We start from the raw sequence: 16,228 nt of genomic DNA, 5'->3' as shown, positions 1-16,228 counted from the left end.
CCGGCGGGCTCGGCCTTACGGGCGGGACCGGCGGAGCCGGCGGCATGGGTGGCTTCGCCTACGGGTTGGGCAGCACGGGCGGCAACGGCGGTGTCGGCGGCAACGGCGGTGGCCCGTTGGGAATTCCCGGCGTCGGTGGGGCCGGCGGCGGCGGCGGAATCTTCGGGAACAACGGCAAGCAGGGCGCCGGGGGCAACCCCTGACGCCGATTCCTCCGGGGCCGACGCGTCCGGGCGGCGACAGCGACCGCTCCCGATCGCCTGTCGGCCCGCTTAGCCGCGCGGGGCGTTACCGATCAGCTCGACGCCGTTGCCATTCCAGCGGAACTTCACCGTCGTGGTCAGGCCGATTCCGCTCGGATAGGTGAAAGCCACTGTGTCGCCGGTGGTTTGGGACGCGTCGATGCCGTTGAACCCGTAGGTGTCGGGCACGCCCTGCGGGATGAACTGCCCCAGATGGAACAGCACCGCCCGGGTGGTGGGGTTCTCGGCGTTGGTATTGGCCTTGATGATCACCGCCGACAGCTGGGCGCACTCGTTGTAGTTGCCAGCCAGCGGCTCGGGGTTCCACGACTGCTGGCTGCGCGGATCGCGGGGCAGTTCGGACACCACCTTGGCGATGGCGGGCGCTCCCAGGTTGACCGCGCAGGGATCGGGCGGTGCAGCGTTGACTGGCGGAGCGGGTGTGCCCGACGTCGGGCTCGGGGTGGCGGGAGCGGTGATCGACGCAGTCGACGTCGTCGTGGTGGCCTGCGGCGTCTTGGCGACGGTGGAATCCCCCGAACCACAGCCCGTCAACGTCGCCGCGACCAACACAAGTGCCGTCAAGGGCTCTGCACGCGAAAGTAGCGAACACACATCGCGAAACCGTACCGTCATCCGACCCGCGGCCGGGGCAGGCGCGGCCGGATGTGTCACCCGCATCCCGGCTTTACAACAGAGCGTCAGGGCGATGCCATCGCACGTTCGGGAAGCGTCCGAAGTCGGTGTCGTAGGACACCACGCTTCCGCGATGCTCAATGGCCAGCGCCGCCAGATGAGCATCATTGACCAGATTTGCACCGGCGCCCACGACGGCGAGCATTCTGCCCAGAATGTCGACATGGCGCGGGGTGGGCTCGACCACCACCGCTGTCGGCGCGCCCAGCCAGTCAGCGACCCGACCGATCGCGTCCTCTGGCGGCAGCGGCGAGGGAAACAAGCCAGGGCGGGTTACCAGCCGCACGAATGCCAGTAGCGGAACCCAGGCGAATCCCACGGCGTCGGCACCCGACAACGCGCCGTCCAGCCACCGTAGGGAAGCCCGATGATGGTCGCTCGCCGAATTCACGCTGTACAGAAGCACATTGGCGTCGACGATCTTCATGCACGCCGCCGCTGGCGCCGGATCAGTTCCTCGTCCTCGAGGTCGGCCGCGATTTGCAGCGCCCGATCCAGGTTGATCGCCGGCACGCCAAGATCGGCGGTTCGAGTTGTGAATGTGTAGGCCCGGGGGCGCTGGTTCGCCGCATCACGGACCGCGTCGTTCAGCGCCTTCTTGAACGAGACCCGTTGTTCCTTCATCCGCCCGCGCAACAGTTGGACCACGTCGTCGTCGAGGGTTACGGTGGTCCGCATTTTGACAGCATAGCATCAATTCTAGCGATGTGATGCTGTCATGTCCTGGGCTGCGCGCTCAGCTCCGCTGACCGCGCGGGGCACCACGATGCTGTCTGGTGGTGACCCGCCGCGCTCAGCTCCGCTGACCGCGCGGTCACCTCGGTGCTGTCTGGTGGTGACCCGCCGCGCTCAGCTCCGCTGACCGCGCGGTCACCACTAGACTTCTTCAACGATGACCCTCCCCGACAGCCCGCCCGAGGCTGCCTCCACCACCTTCGCCGACCTGCAAATACATCCTGCGGTCCTGCGGGCGACCGCCGACGTCGGCTACGAGACGCCAACGGCCATCCAGGCCGCGACGATCCCGGCGCTGATGGCCGGTTCCGACGTCGTGGGACTGGCGCAGACCGGCACCGGCAAGACGGCGGCCTTCGCCATCCCGATCCTGTCCAAGATCGATGTCAAAAGCACTGCCACGCAGGCGCTGGTGCTCGCACCCACCCGAGAGCTGGCCCTCCAGGTGGCCGAGGCGTTCAGCCGCTACGGGGCGCACCTACCGAAGATCAACGTGCTGCCCGTCTACGGCGGGTCGTCCTACGGGGTGCAACTCGCCGGGCTGCGACGCGGTGCGCAGGTGGTGGTCGGCACCCCGGGCCGAGTGATCGACCACCTCGAGAGGGGCACGCTCGACCTGTCCCACATCGACTACCTGGTGCTCGACGAGGCCGATGAGATGCTCACCATGGGTTTTGCCGAGGACGTCGAGCGCATCCTCTCCGAAACCCCGGAATACAAACAGGTGGCGCTGTTCTCGGCGACCATGCCACCGGCGATCCGCAAGCTCACCAAGAAATATCTGCACGATCCGGTCGAAATAACCGCAAAGGCGAAAACGGCCACCGCAGAGAACATTTCGCAGCGCTACATCCAGGTGGCCGGCCCCCGGAAGATGGACGCGCTGACCCGCATACTCGAGGTCGAACCGTTCGAGGCGATGATCGTCTTCGTCCGCACCAAACAGGCTACCGAGGAGGTCGCCGAAAAGCTTAGGGCGCGCGGGTTTTCCGCTGCGGCGATCAATGGTGACATCCCGCAGTCCCAGCGCGAGCGCACCATTGCCGCGCTCAAAGACGGCGGCGCGAAGGGCATCGACATCCTGGTCGCCACCGACGTGGCGGCGCGTGGGCTGGACGTGGACCGGATATCGCACGTGCTCAACTACGACATCCCGCACGACACTGAGTCCTACGTCCACCGCATCGGGCGCACGGGCCGGGCCGGGCGTTCGGGGACCGCGGTGCTGTTCGTCTCCCCGCGGGAGCGCCACCTACTCAAGGCGATCGAAAAGGCGACGCGGCAGACGCTCACGGAAACCGAGCTGCCCACCGTCGAAGACGTCAACGCCCAGCGGGTGGCGAAATTCGCCGACTCCATCACCGACGCGCTCAATGGCCCGGGAATCGATCTGTTCCGCAAGCTGGTGCAGGACTACGAACGCGAGCACGACGTCCCGATGGTCGACATCGCCGCGGCGCTGGCGCTGCAGTCCCGCGATGGCGAGGCCTTCCTGATGGCTCCCGAACCGCCGCGGCCCCACCGGGAGCGTCACGAAAGACCTAGGCCGCCAAAGAACTTCACCACTTACCGCATCGATGTGGGCAAGCGCCACAAGATCGGTCCGGGCGCGATCGTCGGCGCCATCGCCAACGAGGGGGGCCTGCATCGCAGCGACTTCGGCCACATCGCCATCGGACCCGACTTTTCGCTCGTGGAGCTGCCGGCCAAGCTGCCTAAGGCGACGCTCAAAAAGCTTGAGCACACCCGCATCTCGGGCGTGCTGATCAACCTGCGGCCAGAGCGCCCCGGCAATCCACGAAAAAAACACGCCGGATGACGCTTTCCGAGGAACAAGACGCCCAGGGCGGCCTGGAGCAGGTCGCCCACGTAGATCGGGTCGCGTCGCTGACCGGCATCCGGGCGGTCGCCGCCCTCCTCGTCGTCGGCACCCACGCGGCCTACACCACCGGCAAGTACACCCACGGCTATTGGGGCCTGGCCGGTTCCCGCCTGGAGGTCGGCGTCCCGATCTTCTTCGTGCTGTCCGGCTTCCTGCTGTTCCGCCCGTGGGTGAAGTCGGCGGCCACCGGATGCCCGCCGCCGTCGCTCAGTCGGTATGCGCGGCACCGGGTTCGGCGCATCATGCCCGCGTACGTCATCACCGTGCTGTTCGCCTACGTGCTCTACCACTTCCGCGAGGCGGGACCCAACCCCGGGCACACGTGGCTGGGGCTGGCCCGCAACCTCACGCTCACGCAGATCTACTGCAACGGCTACCTCGGTAAATACCTGCACCAGGGCCTGACCCAGATGTGGAGCCTGGCGGTCGAGGCCGCGTTTTACGTGGTGCTGCCGCTGCTGGCGTACGTGCTGCTGGTGCTGGTGTGCCGCCGGCGCTGGCAGCCCAAGTTGATGCTCGGCGCCCTCGCCGGGATGACGCTGATCAGCCCGGCATGGTTGGTCCTGGTCCATACGGATCACTGGTTTCCCGACGGCGCCCGGCTGTGGTTGCCGACCTACCTCGCCTGGTTCCTGGCAGGCATGCTGCTGGCCGTTCTCCAGGCGATGGATGTGCGCTGCTACGCGTTCATGGCCATACCGTTGGCCGGCATCTGCTACTTCATCGCCTCCACGCCGATCGCGGGCGCCCCCACCACGTCGCCCGCGACCCTGAGCGAGGCCCTGTTCAAGACGGTTTTCTACGCCGTGATCGCGGCGCTCGCGGTGGCGCCGCTGGCCCTGGGTGACCGGGGTTCGTATTCGAGGCTGCTGGCCAGCCGGCCGATGGTGTGGCTGGGCGAGATCTCCTACGAGATCTTCCTGATCCACCTGATCACCATGGAATTCGCGATGGTCTACGTCGTCCGCGCCCACGTGTACACCGGGTCGATGCTGTACCTGTTCCTCGCGACGCTCGTCATCACGATTCCGTTGGCCTGGCTACTGCACCGATTCACTCGCGTCCGGGATTGAGCCGCGCGTCGGCTGTCGGCGTCACGATCGGCACGACGAACTCCTCGATCATCGCCCGCTCGTCGGCCACGTCTCGGCCCGGGTACATCAGCAACGACGTCAGCACCCGCACCACCCAACGCGCCCTCCGCTCCACGACGCCCGGGTCTTCGGGTCCAAGAGAATCGACGAACGAGGCCGCCAGCGCCGTGATCACCTCCGATCGCCCGGCCAGCTCGCCGCCGATCGGCGGCCGAGTGATGGTGAACCACGACGACAGCGCAGGGCTATCGCGCACCATCCGCAAGGCCGCCAAGATGCTCACGACCAGCCGTTCCCGCGGGTCGTCGATACCGTTGATCCGCTCCCAGATCGCGCGGCCCAGCCGCCGCGCCTCCCGGTGCACGTAAGCCGTTCGCAGCGCCTCGCGGTTCTCGAAGTATCGATACAGCGTCGCGCGGGAACAGCCTGCGGCCCTGGCGATTTCATTCATGCCGATGGAAGCCTGGTCCCGTTGGGTGTAGAGCTCCTCGGCCGCGTCGAGTATCCGGTCGACGGCTGCTTCGGACCGGTGCGCGGACAGCCAGTCATTACCGGGCATCAGGATTTCACCCGAATCGGCACCGACAGCGGTCGCCGCACGTAGCTACCGCCCGACCAGACGATCGCGGACTCGTCCACCTCGAAGTCGGGGCAGCGGGCGAGCAGTTCCGTCAGCGCGACCCGCGACTGCATTCGGGCGGCGGCCGCGCCCAGGCAGTGGTGCGCGCCGTGGCTGAAAGTCATGATGTTGCGCGGGCAGCGGGTCACCTCGAGTTCGCCGGCGTCCGGCCCGTATTGGCGTTCGTCGCGGTTGGCCGACCCGTACAGCAGCAAGACCTTCCGCCCGGCGGGGATCGTGGTATCACCGATCGTCACGTCCCGGGTGGCCGTCCGCGCGAGCCCCTGCACCGGTGATGTCAACCGAAGCAGCTCATCAACCGCGTCGGGAATCAGCCCCGGCTCCTCGACCAGCAGCCGCCGCTGGTCTGGGCGCTGGCTCAGCAAGGGCATCGAGCCGCCCAGCATTCCGGTGGTCGTGTCGTTTCCGCCGGTGACCATGGTGAACGTGAACGCCAGCACCGACAGCGTGCCGGCGACGTCGCCGTCCGCGCCAACCCCGGCGGCGACCAGGTGAGAGATGGTGTCGTCCTCGGGCTCGGTTCGTCGGCGCTCGATCAGCCGGGCGAAATAGGCCATCATCGAGCCCACCGCGTCGCCAAACCTACCCAGCGCCCCGCCAACGCCACCCTCGGCAGCGTTGGCCGCGACGATCGCATCGGTCCAGCCGTCGAACTGCGCGCGATCCTCCTCGGGCACGCCAAGATAATGCGCGACCACCATCGACGGCAGCGGTTTGAAGAGCTCGGTGACGATGTCGCCGCCGCCGTTCGAGCGCAACCCCTCGATGCGCTCGACGACGAACTGGCGAACCTTGGGTTCCACCGCCTCGACCTGTCGCGGCGTGAAGCCGCGCGACACCAGTTTGCGAAACTCGGTGTGCACCGGCGGATCCTGCATGACGAACGGTGGATTGTCTTGCAAACCAATGAGATTGAGCTCGTCGTAGTTGACCGTCAGCCCCTGCGCGGAGGAGAACGTCTCATGGTCACGCGCCGCCGCCCAGACGTCGGCGTGCCGCGAAAGCACGTAGTAGTCGTGGTCTGGCCTCCCCTCGGGGACGACGTGATGCACCGGGTCCTCGTCGCGCAGCGCGCGGTACATCGGCCAGGGATCGGCCCAGGTGTCGGCGGTCGCCAGGTGAAACCCGTGAGACACTGCTGGCGACATGTCTTATGTCTAAGACATTAGCTCCACGGTGTCAACCACGGTCCAGGCTCTCGCGCAGCCCGGCGGCCCAGCCCGGCGGCCCAGCAATCAGATCGCCGCACCGGGGTTGAGAATCCCCAGCGGGTCCAGCGCTCGCTTGATGCGCCGGTTGAGCTCCATCGCCTCCGGACCGAGGTACCCGGAAAGCCAGGGCCGCTTCAACCGGCCTACGCCGTGCTCGCCGGTGATCGTGCCGCCCAGGCCGACGGCCAGGTCCATGATCTCCCCAAAAGCGACGTGGGCGCGCTCGGTCATCGCCGCATCGGCGGGGTCGTAGACGATCAGCGGGTGGGTGTTGCCGTCGCCGGCATGCGCGATCACCGAGATCGTCAGGCCTCGCTCGGCGGCAATCCGCGAAATCCCGGTCACTAACGCGCCCAGCGCGGGCAGCGGCACGCCGACATCTTCCAGCAGTAACGACCCCTGGGCCTCCACGGCGGGAATGCAGAACCGCCGGGCCGCGATGAACGCCTCGCCCTCGTCGGGATCGGACGTCGAAAACACCTCTGTCGCACCGCTTTCCGCGAACACCGTCGCGATCACGGAGGCGTCCTCGGCGCCCGCCCGCCCCCGCTCGTCGGAGCCGGCCACCAGCATCGCGGCCGCGCTACGGTCCAGATCCATGCGCAAGGTGTCCTCGACGGCGTTGATCGCCACCGAATCCATGAACTCCAGCATCGAAGGTCGCAGCCGCGCAACGACTCCCAGCACCGCCTCGACGGCCGCCTCGACCGAGGCGAACGACGCCACCACCACGCTGGAAACATTCTGCGCGGGCAGGAGCCGCAGCGTCACCTCCGTGACGACGCCCAGCGTGCCCTCGCTGCCGACGAACAGCTTGGTAAGCGAAAGCCCCGCCACGTCCTTGAGCCGCGGGCCGCCCAGCCGCACCGCGGTGCCGTCGGCCAGCACCACCTGCATGCCCAGCACGTAATCGGTGGTGACGCCGTACTTCACGCAGCACAGGCCGCCGGCGTTGGTGGCGATGTTGCCCCCGATGCTGCAGATCTCGAACGACGACGGGTCGGGTGGATACCACAGCCCGTGCGCGGCGGCGGCCTTCTTCACCTCCGCGTTGAACAGGCCCGGCTGGCACACCGCGGTGCGCGTCACCGGATCGATGCTGATGTCGCGCATCTTCTCCGTCGACAGCACGATGCCGTTGTCGAGCGCGGTGGCCCCGCCCGACAGGCCGCTGCCGGCTCCGCGGGGCACCACCGGCACCCGGTGCTCGGACGCCCAGCGCAGCACCGTTTGCACCTCTTCCGTGCGCCGCGGCCGGACCACCGCCAGCGGTTTGCCCGCCGACGGGTCGAAGGCGCGGTCCTGGCGGTAGCCCTCGATGATGCTGGGATCGGTGACGACAGTCCCGTCGGGCAGGCCGGCGATCAACTCGGCCACGGATGCGTCCACCCCCAGATCCTACGGTTCGACGGCAACCTCGGGCGCTCGGTCCAGTTCGCGCAGCGACGGCAGGCCGCACGCGACCACGCCGACCAACAGGATCGGCACGGCCAACGCCAAAAAGGTGGCCTTCAGCCCGGCGGCGTCGGTCAGGGGGCCGGCGACCAGCAATCCCAGCGGGCCCGCGGCATACATCAGCCCGGTCATCACCCCGACCACCCGACCGCGCAGCTGGTGCGGGGCCCGGGTCTGCATCACGTAGTTGTAGATGGGCTGGATCGGCCCGTAGACCAGTCCGGTCACCCCGCACAGCATCAGGATCACCGGCAACGGGGGCAGGAACGCGATGCCGACCGTTGCCGCCCCGAAGGTCAGCGTCGCCGTCAGCACGGCGGTGCGCCGCCGCACGTACGTCGACAGCACCGCGTAACCCAGCGCGCCCGCCACGCCGCCGATCCCGAGCGCCATCAACGCCCAACCCAATTGCGCGGGCTGGTGACGATCGCTGAAGTACTTGGGAAACAGCACGCTTTCCATGGGCATGTACAGCGCCGTGACGACCAGGTCGATCAGCCCCAGCGTCCGCAGCACCCGCAGGTTCCAGACGAACCGCAGCCCCTCGACAATCCCGGACAGCAACCCCTCGGGTCGGGTCGCGTGGTGGGGCTTGCCGACGCCCTCGAGCCGCAGGACCCCGATCGCGAGGAAGGACAGCCCGAAAAACCCGGCGGTGATCCACATCGTGTTGACGCCGCCCACGGTGGCGATCATCAGGCCGCCGATCCCGGGGCCCAGGATGTAGGCCAGGTTCAGAATCGCCTCATAGGTGCTGTTGGTGCGGTCCAGCGACCATTCCGCGCGGGCGGCGGCCTCGGGCAGCATCGATTGGCGAGCCGTCGTCCCGGCCGGGTCAAAGGCGGCCGCGAGAAACGCCAGCACGGCCAACACCGCGACGTTGAGCGCCTGCCCACCGGCCAACAGGGCGATCAGCGGGGCGGCCGCCACCGCGGTGCAGGACAGCGAATCGGACACGAGCGAAACCGGGCGGCGCCCGAAGAAGTCGACCGCTGTTCCGGCGACCAGGGTGGAGAGCACCAGTGGCAAGGTCATTGCGGCGGCGACGACGGACGCGTCCCGCGCGCTGTCGTGGTGCTGCAGCGCCAGCCAGGGGAACGCGACGATCGAGATGCCGGTGGCCGACGTCGCCATCAGTGTGGCCAACAGGATCAGGTACGCCGGGCCGGTGCTCTTCATGGGATATCGCGGCTGAATTTAACCCCAAACCCGGAACCCCGGCCACCGAATTTCGTCCTCGCCATCGCGCGAATGCAGGATGTTCACGTGCTCATCCACCCGCATACCGGCCAGGCGTTCGGTTCTCCGGTCGCCCCCGGCACCGGATGGCCGGGCGATCCGGCCACGCCGCGGACGCCCGTGGCCGCCGACGCCGCCCGCGTCACCGAGCTCGCCGCCCAGGCCGCATCGATACCGGAACTCGACGCGGTGATCAGCGTCTGCCGGGCCTGCCCACGCCTGGTCACCTGGCGCGAGGGCGTCGCCACCGCCAAACGGCGGGCCTTCGCCGACCAGCCGTACTGGGGGAGGCCCGTGCCGGGCTGGGGATCGGAACGCCCCCGGCTGCTGATTATCGGGCTGGCCCCCGCCGCGCATGGCGCCAACCGGACCGGGCGGATGTTCACCGGGGACCGGTCCGGCGATCAGCTGTATGCGGCGCTGCACCGGACGGGGCTGGTGAACCAGCCGATCAGTGTCGACGCCGCGGACGGCTTGCGGGCCAACGAGATTCGGATCGCAGCCCCGGTTCGGTGCGCGCCCCCCGCCAATGCCCCGACGCCGGGGGAGCGCGATAACTGCTGGCCGTGGCTGGCGGCCGAATGGCGGCTGGTGTCCGAGCATGTCCGCGTCATCGTGGCCCTGGGCGGGTTCGCCTGGCAGATCACGCTGCGACTGCCGGGCTCATTCCCAGCTGGTAAGCCCAGGCCGCGGTTCGGCCACGGCGTCGTCGCCGAGGTGGGATCCGGCGTGCAACTACTCGGCTGTTACCACCCCAGCCAGCAGAACATGTTCACCGGCAGGTTGACTCCGGCGATGCTCGACGACGTCTTCGGCACAGCGAAAAAGCTGGCCGGATTCGGTGACGGGGCGGGCTCATTCTCCGCCCAAAACCCGCAGACCTAGGCATTATTGTCGCAGCGGCTCGCGGAAGGAAGCGTCGGTCTGCCAATGGCGAACTATGACATCGGGGTCATCGGCCTCGGCTATGTGGGCCTGACGCTCGCGACCGTGCTGGCCGAGACGGGCAACAAAGTCATCGGCGTCGAGAAGCGCTCCGAGGTCGTCGACCAGACGAACGCGGGCCTGCCCCACTTCTCCGAGCCGGGATTGGCCGAAGCCCTGTCGCGCGTCGTCAACTCCGGCGGCCTGGTCGCCACGCAGCGACTGGACCCGGACGCCGTCTGCGACGCTTACGTCATCACCGTCGGAACGCCACTGTCGAGCGACGGCATCGTGCGCACCGACATGATCGAGGCGGCCAGCCGCGAGGTCAGCGCCAACGTGCGCGACGGCGCTTTGGTGGTGCTGCGTTCCACCGTCAAGGTCGGGACCACGCGCGACGTGGTGTCTCCCATCCTCGCCGAGTCGGGAAAGAGCTTCGACATCGCGATGTGCCCCGAGCGCACGCTCGAAGGCGATGCGCTGCAGGAACTGCGGCAGTTGCCGCAAATCGTGGGCGCAGACGACCCGGCCGTCAGCGATCGCGCCGCGGCCATCTTCCGGCGGCTGACCAATTCCATTGTCCAGGTGTCGAGTCCCGAGGCCGCCGAGATCATCAAGCTCGTCGACAACGCTTACCGCGACGTGCAATTCGCCTTCGCCAACGAGGTGGCGCGATTGTGCGACGCGTTCGAGGTCGATGCCCAGGAAGTGATCTCGTCGGGAAAACTGGGCTACACCCGCACGAACGTGCCCAAACCCGGTCTCGTGGGCGGTCCTTGCCTGGAGAAGGATCCACACATCCTTCTGCAGAGCGCGCGAAGCCGCGGAATCGAATTGGAGCTCACACGTGCCGGCCGGCTCATCAACGAGCGCCAGCCGTCCGAGACCGTCAAGTTCATCAGCGATGAGATCGCCCGACGAAAACTGTTGTCGCCGTTGCGCATCTGTATTCTCGGTATGGCCTTCAAGGGCATCCCGGCCACCGATGACCTCCGCGGGTCGATGTCGGTCAAGGTGCTCGACGAACTCAAGAAGGGCCACCCCGACGCCGAAATTCGCCTGTTCGACCCGGTCATCGCTCCCGAGCAGCTGGCGGCCTACTTCCCGGACGAGCGCGTGTTCACCCGGCTCGGGGACGCCGTGAGCGGCGCCTCGGTGGTCATCATCGCCAACAATCACCCCAGCCTGGGGAGAATCTCGCCGCACGCGATCAGCGAGTTCATCGTGGAAGACGGCTTCCTGTTCGATTATTGGAATCACTTCAGCCACTTGCCGACGACCGAGCTCGGAAACTCCTACTTCGCGGTCGGCGGTTGCCGCTTGGTGCATTGATGGGAACTCGCGTGGTGGTGACCGGTGGCGGCGGCTCCATCGGCGCTTATCTGGTCCGGCGTCTCGTCCGCGATGGGTGGGATGTCGCCGTCATCGACACCATGGTGCGCGGCGATGCCGGCCGCCTCGCCGAAATGGCCGGCGAAATCGAGCTTTTCACGTGCGACGTCCGCGACCAGGAAGCACTCGAGCGGGCCTTCGCCGGTGCCGAGGTGGTCATCCACCTGGCAGCCATCAACGGCACAGAGAACTTCTACAAGCACCCGGAGTTGGTGCTGGACGTGGGAATACGCGGTGCGCTGGCCGTGGTGAGCGCCGGGCGGAACGCCGGCGTGCCGGACCTGGTCGTCGCCTCCAGCGCCGAGGTGTACCAGACGCCTGACAAAGTGCCCACCCCGGAGGAGATCCCGCTCATGCTGCCCGACACGCTGAATCCGAGATACTCGTACGGCGGCTCGAAGATCGCCACCGAATTGATCGCCCTGCACTACGCACAAGATCACTACCGCAAAGTCCAAGTGTTCCGGCCGCACAACGTGTATGGCCCGGACATGGGCTACAAGCATGTGATACCGCAATTCATCCACCGGGCCGCCGCGGCCCGCGAGACGACGGCCAACGGCCCGGTGCCGTTCGAGATCCAGGGCGACGGCAGCCAGACCCGCGCCTTCTGCTACGTCGACGACGTCGTCGACGGCATGCTCACCATGTACCAGAGCGGCGGCCATCGCGAGATCTACCACATCGGCAACGACGAGGAGGTTTCCATTCGGGAACTGGCCGTTCGGGTTTCGCACACCGTCGGAATCGAGGTGGAGATTCTTCCAACGGAGGCGGCGTCGGGGGCGGCCCAACGCCGGTGCCCCGACATCGGGAAGATGCGCCGGCTTGGTTACCGCCCCGCGGTCAACCTCGACGAGGGCCTCAAGCGAACGGCCGCTTGGTATCTCGAACACCGCGGCGATGCCGTGAGCAATGACTTGATGTGAGATGACTTCCTCGCGCCCCATCTCCGCGTGCCAGATTTGCGGCCACAGCGGCCTCGATTCGGTCCTGTTCGTCGGCTTCATCCCGCCGGTCAACACCATGCCCGACGTCGGCAGCGTGCCGGTCGAACAGGCCGCGTTCCCGCTCGAGATGGTCCGCTGCCCGGCGTGCGGCCATGTCCAGATCGGCCTCGAGGTCGACGCGGAGGTGTTGTTTCCGTTCAGCTATCCGTATCTGTCCGGCTCCACCCGCATCCTTCGCGAAAACTTCGCCGACCTGTACGAGAAGACGATGCACGTGCTGCCGCTCGCGGCCGACGATCTGGTGGTCGACATCGGCTCGAACGACGGCACGCTGCTGGGCAACTTCCTCAAGGGCGGCCACCGGGTGCTGGGCATCGAGCCGTCGCAGGCGGGACTGGTGGCGCGGGAAAACGGCATCCAGACGCTGACCGCCTATTTCAACCAAGCCACCGCCGAGAAGGTACTCAAAACCCACGGCCGGGCCCGGGTGATCACCGCCGCGAACGTCTTCGCCCACATCGCCGAACCCCATGCCGTGGTGGCGGCGATCACCGAGCTGCTGGCCCCCGACGGGTTGTTCATCTCGGAGTCCCACTACCTGCTCGCGCTGGTCGAGACGGTGCAGTACGACACGATTTATCACGAGCACCTGCGCTACTACCACCTGGGCTCGCTGATCCGGCTGCTGTGCGAGCACGGGCTCGAGGTGTTCAGGGTCGAGCGCATTCCCACCCACGGTGGCTCGATCCGGGTGTTCTCGGCGCGCCGGGGCACCCGTTCGGTCGACGGGTCCGTTGCCCACGCGTTGGCCGCCGAGGCGGCCGCCGGGCTGGACGACGGCTCGGGCCTGACGACCTTCCGGGACCGGGTGATCGGATCCAAGGTGGAACTGTTCGAGCTGCTCGCCCCGCTGAAGCGCGCCGGCGCCCGGATCTACGGCATCGGTGCACCGTCGCGCGCCAGCACGCTGATCAACTACACGGGTCTCGACGACGGCATCCTGGACTGCGTGCTGGAGATCTCCACCTCGCACAAGCTGAACAAGTACATCCCCGGCACCCGCATCCCAGTGCTCGACGAAAAAAAGCTCTTCGACGACCAGCCGGAATACGCGCTGCTGCTGTCCTGGCACATCACCGACGAGTTGGTCGCCACCCTGCGGTCAAAGGGCTACCAGGGCCGGTTCATCTCGCCGCTGCCCACCCCGCGGATCATCGACTGATGCGCGTCGGCGTCGCCGGGCTCGGCTTCGGGCGGGCCGTCCACGGCCCCGCCCTGGCGGGCCTGCCGGGCGTCACGGTGGCGGCGGTGCTGGGAAGGGATCCCGGACGCGCTCGGGCGGCGGCCGCCGAAGTCGGCGCGGCAGAAGCCTGCACGCGCGTCGACGACTTCCTCGGCCAGGGGCTGGACGCGGTGTCGCTGGCCTTGCCGCCGGCGGTGCAGCAAACCGTCCTGGAGCGGGTGATCGCCGCCCGCATTCCGGTGCTGTGCGAGAAACCGGCGGCGTTGACGGCAGCCTGCGCGGGCAGGCTGGCCCGGATGGCGGCGGGACTGCCCACCGCCGTCGACTTCCAGTTCGGCGAGCTGCCCGCCTTCCAAGCCGCCAAGGACGAGATCGACAGGAAAACGATCGGCGCGCTGACCCGCGTCGTGGTCACCTGGCACGTCGAATCCTATGCCCAGCGAGAGAACCGGTGGTCGTGGAAGACCGACCGCGCCCAGGGTGGCGGGGTGCTGACGTTGCTGGGGACGCACGTGCTGTATCTGGTCGAGTGGCTGCTGGGTCGCATCGAGGCGCTCACGGCGCGCTTCGACGACCGCGCCACTCGCGCCTTCGCGCCGACGGGGGCGGAAGCGGCCGAGGACGGCTGCACGATGATGATGACGTTGGCCGGTGGCACTCAGGTGCTGGTGTCGGTGTCGAACGCCCACCCTGGAGAGACCGTGCACCGCTGGCACATCGGCGGCGAACGGGGCGCGCTGGTGCTGGAAAACCCGACCCCGGACTACATGCACGGCTTTTCTGTGTTCCGTTACGGGCGGGCCGGCTCGGAGCTGCTGGCGCGGCCCCAGCCGATGATTCCCGACGACGGCCGGCTGGCGCCGTTCGCGTCGTTGGCCGAACGTTTTCTGGAAGCGGTGCGTTCGGGCGACGCATCGGCGTCCCGGCCGTCACTCGGGGACGGCGCCCGGGTCCAGTTCCTGGACGAGGCCGCCCGCCGGGGCGCCGCCGAGGGCGGCTGGATCGACATCCGGTCGAGCGCTTGAGCCCAAGAATGTCTCGACGACGCGGCACCCCGGATTGACCTGCCTGCTAGCGTGATTCGCGCGATGGCCGCGCCAATGTTTTCGATCATCCTCGCCACCAAGAACGTGGCGTCGGTCCTGGAGGCATGCCTGGACAGCATCGTCCGCCAGACCCGCGACGATGTCGAGGTGGTCTTGGTGGACGGCGTCTCGACGGACGCAACCCTGCACATCGCGAACCGCTTTTCCACCCGGTTCGGCCCGCGTTTGGTCATCGACTCTCGCCGCGACCAGAACGTCTATGACGCGTTCAACCGCGGCATCGCGATGTCCACCGGACAGTGGTTGTACTTCATGGGCGCCGACGACGCCCTGTACGAGCCGGACACCCTGGAACGGGTGGCAGCGTTCATCGGCGAGAGCGAGCCCGTCGATCTGGTGTACGGCGACGTGATGCGGCTCTCGACCTCCACCCGCACCCTGCTGGCCGATTGGAACCTCGACCGTCTGCTGTTCTCGGGGAACATCTGCCACCAGGCGCAGTTCTACCGCCGCGAGCTCTTCGATCGCATTGGCCCCTACAACCTTCGCTATCCCATTGCGGCCGATTGGGACTTCAACATCCGCTGCTTTGCCAACCCGGCGCTGCAAATCCGGTACATGGACATCGTTGTCGCACACCGCGACGACATGACCGGAATGAGCTCGACGGGCACCGACTTCGAGATGAGAAAGCGGATACCGGCGTTCAACCTGGTATCCAGAGGCGAGATCAACCGCGACTTCGATGATCCCCGGTTGGTGTTCTACCTGGGCATGGGCCGCTTCGACTGGGGCGATCTCGTCGTCGCACGCAAGTGGTTCGATCGCCGGCTCGAGCTGGGCGGCTGGGACGAAGAGGTCTTCTACACGAAATACCGGATAGCGCAGTGCATGCTGCACCTCGGTGAGCCGTGGCACGACGTCGAGGATGCCTTCCTGCGGGCCTGGGAGTTTCGACCGACCCGCGCGGAGCCGCTGTACGCCATCGCCTGCCGGTACCGCGCGGCCCAGCGCTATGAACTCGGCTACCTGTTCGCCAAGACCGCAGCCGAAATCCCGCATCCCGCACAGGACACCCTGTTTGTCTCCGCGGAGATCCACGCTTGGCGGGCGATCGACGAGCAGGCCGTGTGCGCCTCGTGGATAGGCAAACGCGCGGAGTCCTTCGCGTTGAACCGCGACCTGCTGGCCAAACCCGGCATCCCCGAGCCCGACCGGCAGCGGATTGCGGCCAACCGCGACGCCTGTGCGCCGGTGATGATCGACGCGGCATCGCCCTACCCGGAAGCGCTGGTGCAGTCGCTGCAGCGGCTGCCCCCGGGCCCACCCGATCTCGACGTGGTCGTCAGCCTGATCGCCGGTCCCGACAGGGCCCGCGTCGAACAGACCCTGAACTCGTTTCTGAACTGCTGCACCGACGTGTCGCGGGTCGGGCGCTTCCTCATGATCGATGCCGGCCTGTCCTCCTCGGACCGTGCG

At 67.6% G+C, this 16,228-nt stretch carries 15 protein-coding genes and 1 pseudogene; 9 read left to right on the top strand and 7 right to left on the bottom strand.

The window, feature by feature from the left end:
• Positions 1-203, top strand: a pseudogene (locus JO059_RS13470) (PE family protein); the annotation flags it as partial.
• Positions 204-272: 69 nt separating this feature from the next.
• On the opposite strand, the gene JO059_RS13465 reads toward JO059_RS13470, so the two are convergent.
• The 3 genes from JO059_RS13465 to JO059_RS13455 are packed head-to-tail and all read right to left on the bottom strand — an operon-like array spanning position 273 to position 1,616.
• A complete protein-coding gene (locus tag JO059_RS13465) occupies positions 273-878 on the bottom strand; it encodes an LppP/LprE family lipoprotein (protein WP_293319439.1) in 606 nt (201 codons plus the stop codon).
• Between the two features lie 52 nt (positions 879-930).
• Positions 931-1,365 carry a type II toxin-antitoxin system VapC family toxin gene (locus tag JO059_RS13460; protein ID WP_293319437.1) on the bottom strand — a complete coding sequence of 145 codons (435 nt, stop codon included), beginning with the start codon at positions 1,363-1,365 and terminating at the stop codon, positions 931-933.
• Entirely contained in the window at positions 1,362-1,616 is a 255-nt protein-coding gene (locus tag JO059_RS13455) for an antitoxin (RefSeq protein ID WP_293319435.1), read from the bottom strand. Before JO059_RS13455 ends, JO059_RS13460 begins: the two co-directional genes overlap by 4 nt.
• 214 nt (positions 1,617-1,830) lie before the next feature.
• Between JO059_RS13455 and JO059_RS13450 the strand changes: the two genes are divergently transcribed.
• Positions 1,831-3,492 carry a DEAD/DEAH box helicase gene (locus JO059_RS13450; protein ID WP_293319433.1) on the top strand — a complete coding sequence of 554 codons (1,662 nt, stop codon included), beginning with the start codon at positions 1,831-1,833 and terminating at the stop codon, positions 3,490-3,492.
• Positions 3,489-4,628: an acyltransferase gene (locus JO059_RS13445; RefSeq protein WP_293319431.1), complete on the top strand. Its 1,140-nt coding sequence runs from the start codon at positions 3,489-3,491 to the stop codon at positions 4,626-4,628. The genes JO059_RS13450 and JO059_RS13445 overlap by 4 nt, the downstream gene beginning before the upstream one ends.
• Here JO059_RS13445 and JO059_RS13440 read toward each other — a convergent pair.
• The 4 genes from JO059_RS13440 to JO059_RS13425 form a co-directional block, all read right to left on the bottom strand.
• Positions 4,609-5,208, bottom strand: coding sequence for a TetR/AcrR family transcriptional regulator (locus tag JO059_RS13440; RefSeq protein WP_293319429.1), 600 nt, complete (start codon positions 5,206-5,208; stop codon positions 4,609-4,611). The genes JO059_RS13445 and JO059_RS13440 overlap by 20 nt on opposite strands.
• On the bottom strand, positions 5,208-6,437 hold the full coding sequence (locus tag JO059_RS13435; RefSeq protein WP_293319427.1) for a cytochrome P450: 1,230 nt from the start codon (positions 6,435-6,437) through the stop codon (positions 5,208-5,210). The genes JO059_RS13440 and JO059_RS13435 overlap by 1 nt, the downstream gene beginning before the upstream one ends.
• An 87-nt stretch (positions 6,438-6,524) precedes the next feature.
• Positions 6,525-7,895: an FAD-linked oxidase C-terminal domain-containing protein gene (locus JO059_RS13430; protein ID WP_293319441.1), complete on the bottom strand. Its 1,371-nt coding sequence runs from the start codon at positions 7,893-7,895 to the stop codon at positions 6,525-6,527.
• Between the two features lie 3 nt (positions 7,896-7,898).
• Complete coding sequence (locus JO059_RS13425; protein WP_293319425.1) at positions 7,899-9,134, bottom strand: MFS transporter; 1,236 nt, start codon at positions 9,132-9,134, stop codon at positions 7,899-7,901.
• Between the two features lie 72 nt (positions 9,135-9,206).
• Between JO059_RS13425 and JO059_RS13420 the strand changes: the two genes are divergently transcribed.
• From JO059_RS13420 to JO059_RS13395, 6 genes are all read left to right on the top strand, one after another.
• Positions 9,207-10,079, top strand: a complete 873-nt coding sequence (locus JO059_RS13420; RefSeq protein ID WP_293319423.1) for a uracil-DNA glycosylase — start codon at positions 9,207-9,209, stop codon at positions 10,077-10,079.
• A 45-nt stretch (positions 10,080-10,124) separates the two neighbouring features.
• Positions 10,125-11,450, top strand: coding sequence for a nucleotide sugar dehydrogenase (locus JO059_RS13415; protein WP_293319421.1), 1,326 nt, complete (start codon positions 10,125-10,127; stop codon positions 11,448-11,450).
• Entirely contained in the window at positions 11,450-12,439 is a 990-nt protein-coding gene (locus JO059_RS13410) for an SDR family NAD(P)-dependent oxidoreductase (RefSeq protein WP_293319419.1), read from the top strand. The genes JO059_RS13415 and JO059_RS13410 overlap by 1 nt, the downstream gene beginning before the upstream one ends.
• 1 nt (position 12,440) lies before the next feature.
• Positions 12,441-13,682, top strand: coding sequence for a class I SAM-dependent methyltransferase (locus tag JO059_RS13405; RefSeq protein ID WP_293319417.1), 1,242 nt, complete (start codon positions 12,441-12,443; stop codon positions 13,680-13,682).
• On the top strand, positions 13,682-14,728 hold the full coding sequence (locus JO059_RS13400) for a Gfo/Idh/MocA family oxidoreductase (RefSeq protein WP_293319415.1): 1,047 nt from the start codon (positions 13,682-13,684) through the stop codon (positions 14,726-14,728). The genes JO059_RS13405 and JO059_RS13400 overlap by 1 nt, the downstream gene beginning before the upstream one ends.
• A 63-nt stretch (positions 14,729-14,791) precedes the next feature.
• On the top strand, positions 14,792-16,228 hold a 1,437-nt coding region (locus JO059_RS13395; RefSeq protein WP_293319413.1), incomplete at its 3' end, for a glycosyltransferase family 2 protein.

Origin of the sequence: Mycobacterium sp. (assembly GCF_019247615.1) — a bacterium.
GTDB lineage: Bacteria > Actinomycetota > Actinomycetes > Mycobacteriales > Mycobacteriaceae > Mycobacterium.
This window is presented reverse-complemented; position numbering and strand designations above follow the sequence as displayed.

Coding starts and splice junctions, on each gene's coding strand:
- JO059_RS13440 (WP_293319429.1), bottom strand. CDS start 5,208: ATGCCCGGTAATGACTGGCTGTCCGCGCACCGGTCCGAAGCAGCCGTC.
- JO059_RS13415 (WP_293319421.1), top strand. CDS start 10,125: ATGGCGAACTATGACATCGGGGTCATCGGCCTCGGCTATGTGGGCCTG.
- JO059_RS13405 (WP_293319417.1), top strand. CDS start 12,441: ATGACTTCCTCGCGCCCCATCTCCGCGTGCCAGATTTGCGGCCACAGC.
- JO059_RS13420 (WP_293319423.1), top strand. CDS start 9,207: ATGCAGGATGTTCACGTGCTCATCCACCCGCATACCGGCCAGGCGTTC.
- JO059_RS13425 (WP_293319425.1), bottom strand. CDS start 9,134: ATGAAGAGCACCGGCCCGGCGTACCTGATCCTGTTGGCCACACTGATG.
- JO059_RS13410 (WP_293319419.1), top strand. CDS start 11,450: ATGGGAACTCGCGTGGTGGTGACCGGTGGCGGCGGCTCCATCGGCGCT.
- JO059_RS13455 (WP_293319435.1), bottom strand. CDS start 1,616: ATGCGGACCACCGTAACCCTCGACGACGACGTGGTCCAACTGTTGCGC.
- JO059_RS13450 (WP_293319433.1), top strand. CDS start 1,831: ATGACCCTCCCCGACAGCCCGCCCGAGGCTGCCTCCACCACCTTCGCC.
- JO059_RS13400 (WP_293319415.1), top strand. CDS start 13,682: ATGCGCGTCGGCGTCGCCGGGCTCGGCTTCGGGCGGGCCGTCCACGGC.
- JO059_RS13435 (WP_293319427.1), bottom strand. CDS start 6,437: ATGTCGCCAGCAGTGTCTCACGGGTTTCACCTGGCGACCGCCGACACC.
- JO059_RS13460 (WP_293319437.1), bottom strand. CDS start 1,365: ATGAAGATCGTCGACGCCAATGTGCTTCTGTACAGCGTGAATTCGGCG.
- JO059_RS13465 (WP_293319439.1), bottom strand. CDS start 878: ATGACGGTACGGTTTCGCGATGTGTGTTCGCTACTTTCGCGTGCAGAG.
- JO059_RS13445 (WP_293319431.1), top strand. CDS start 3,489: ATGACGCTTTCCGAGGAACAAGACGCCCAGGGCGGCCTGGAGCAGGTC.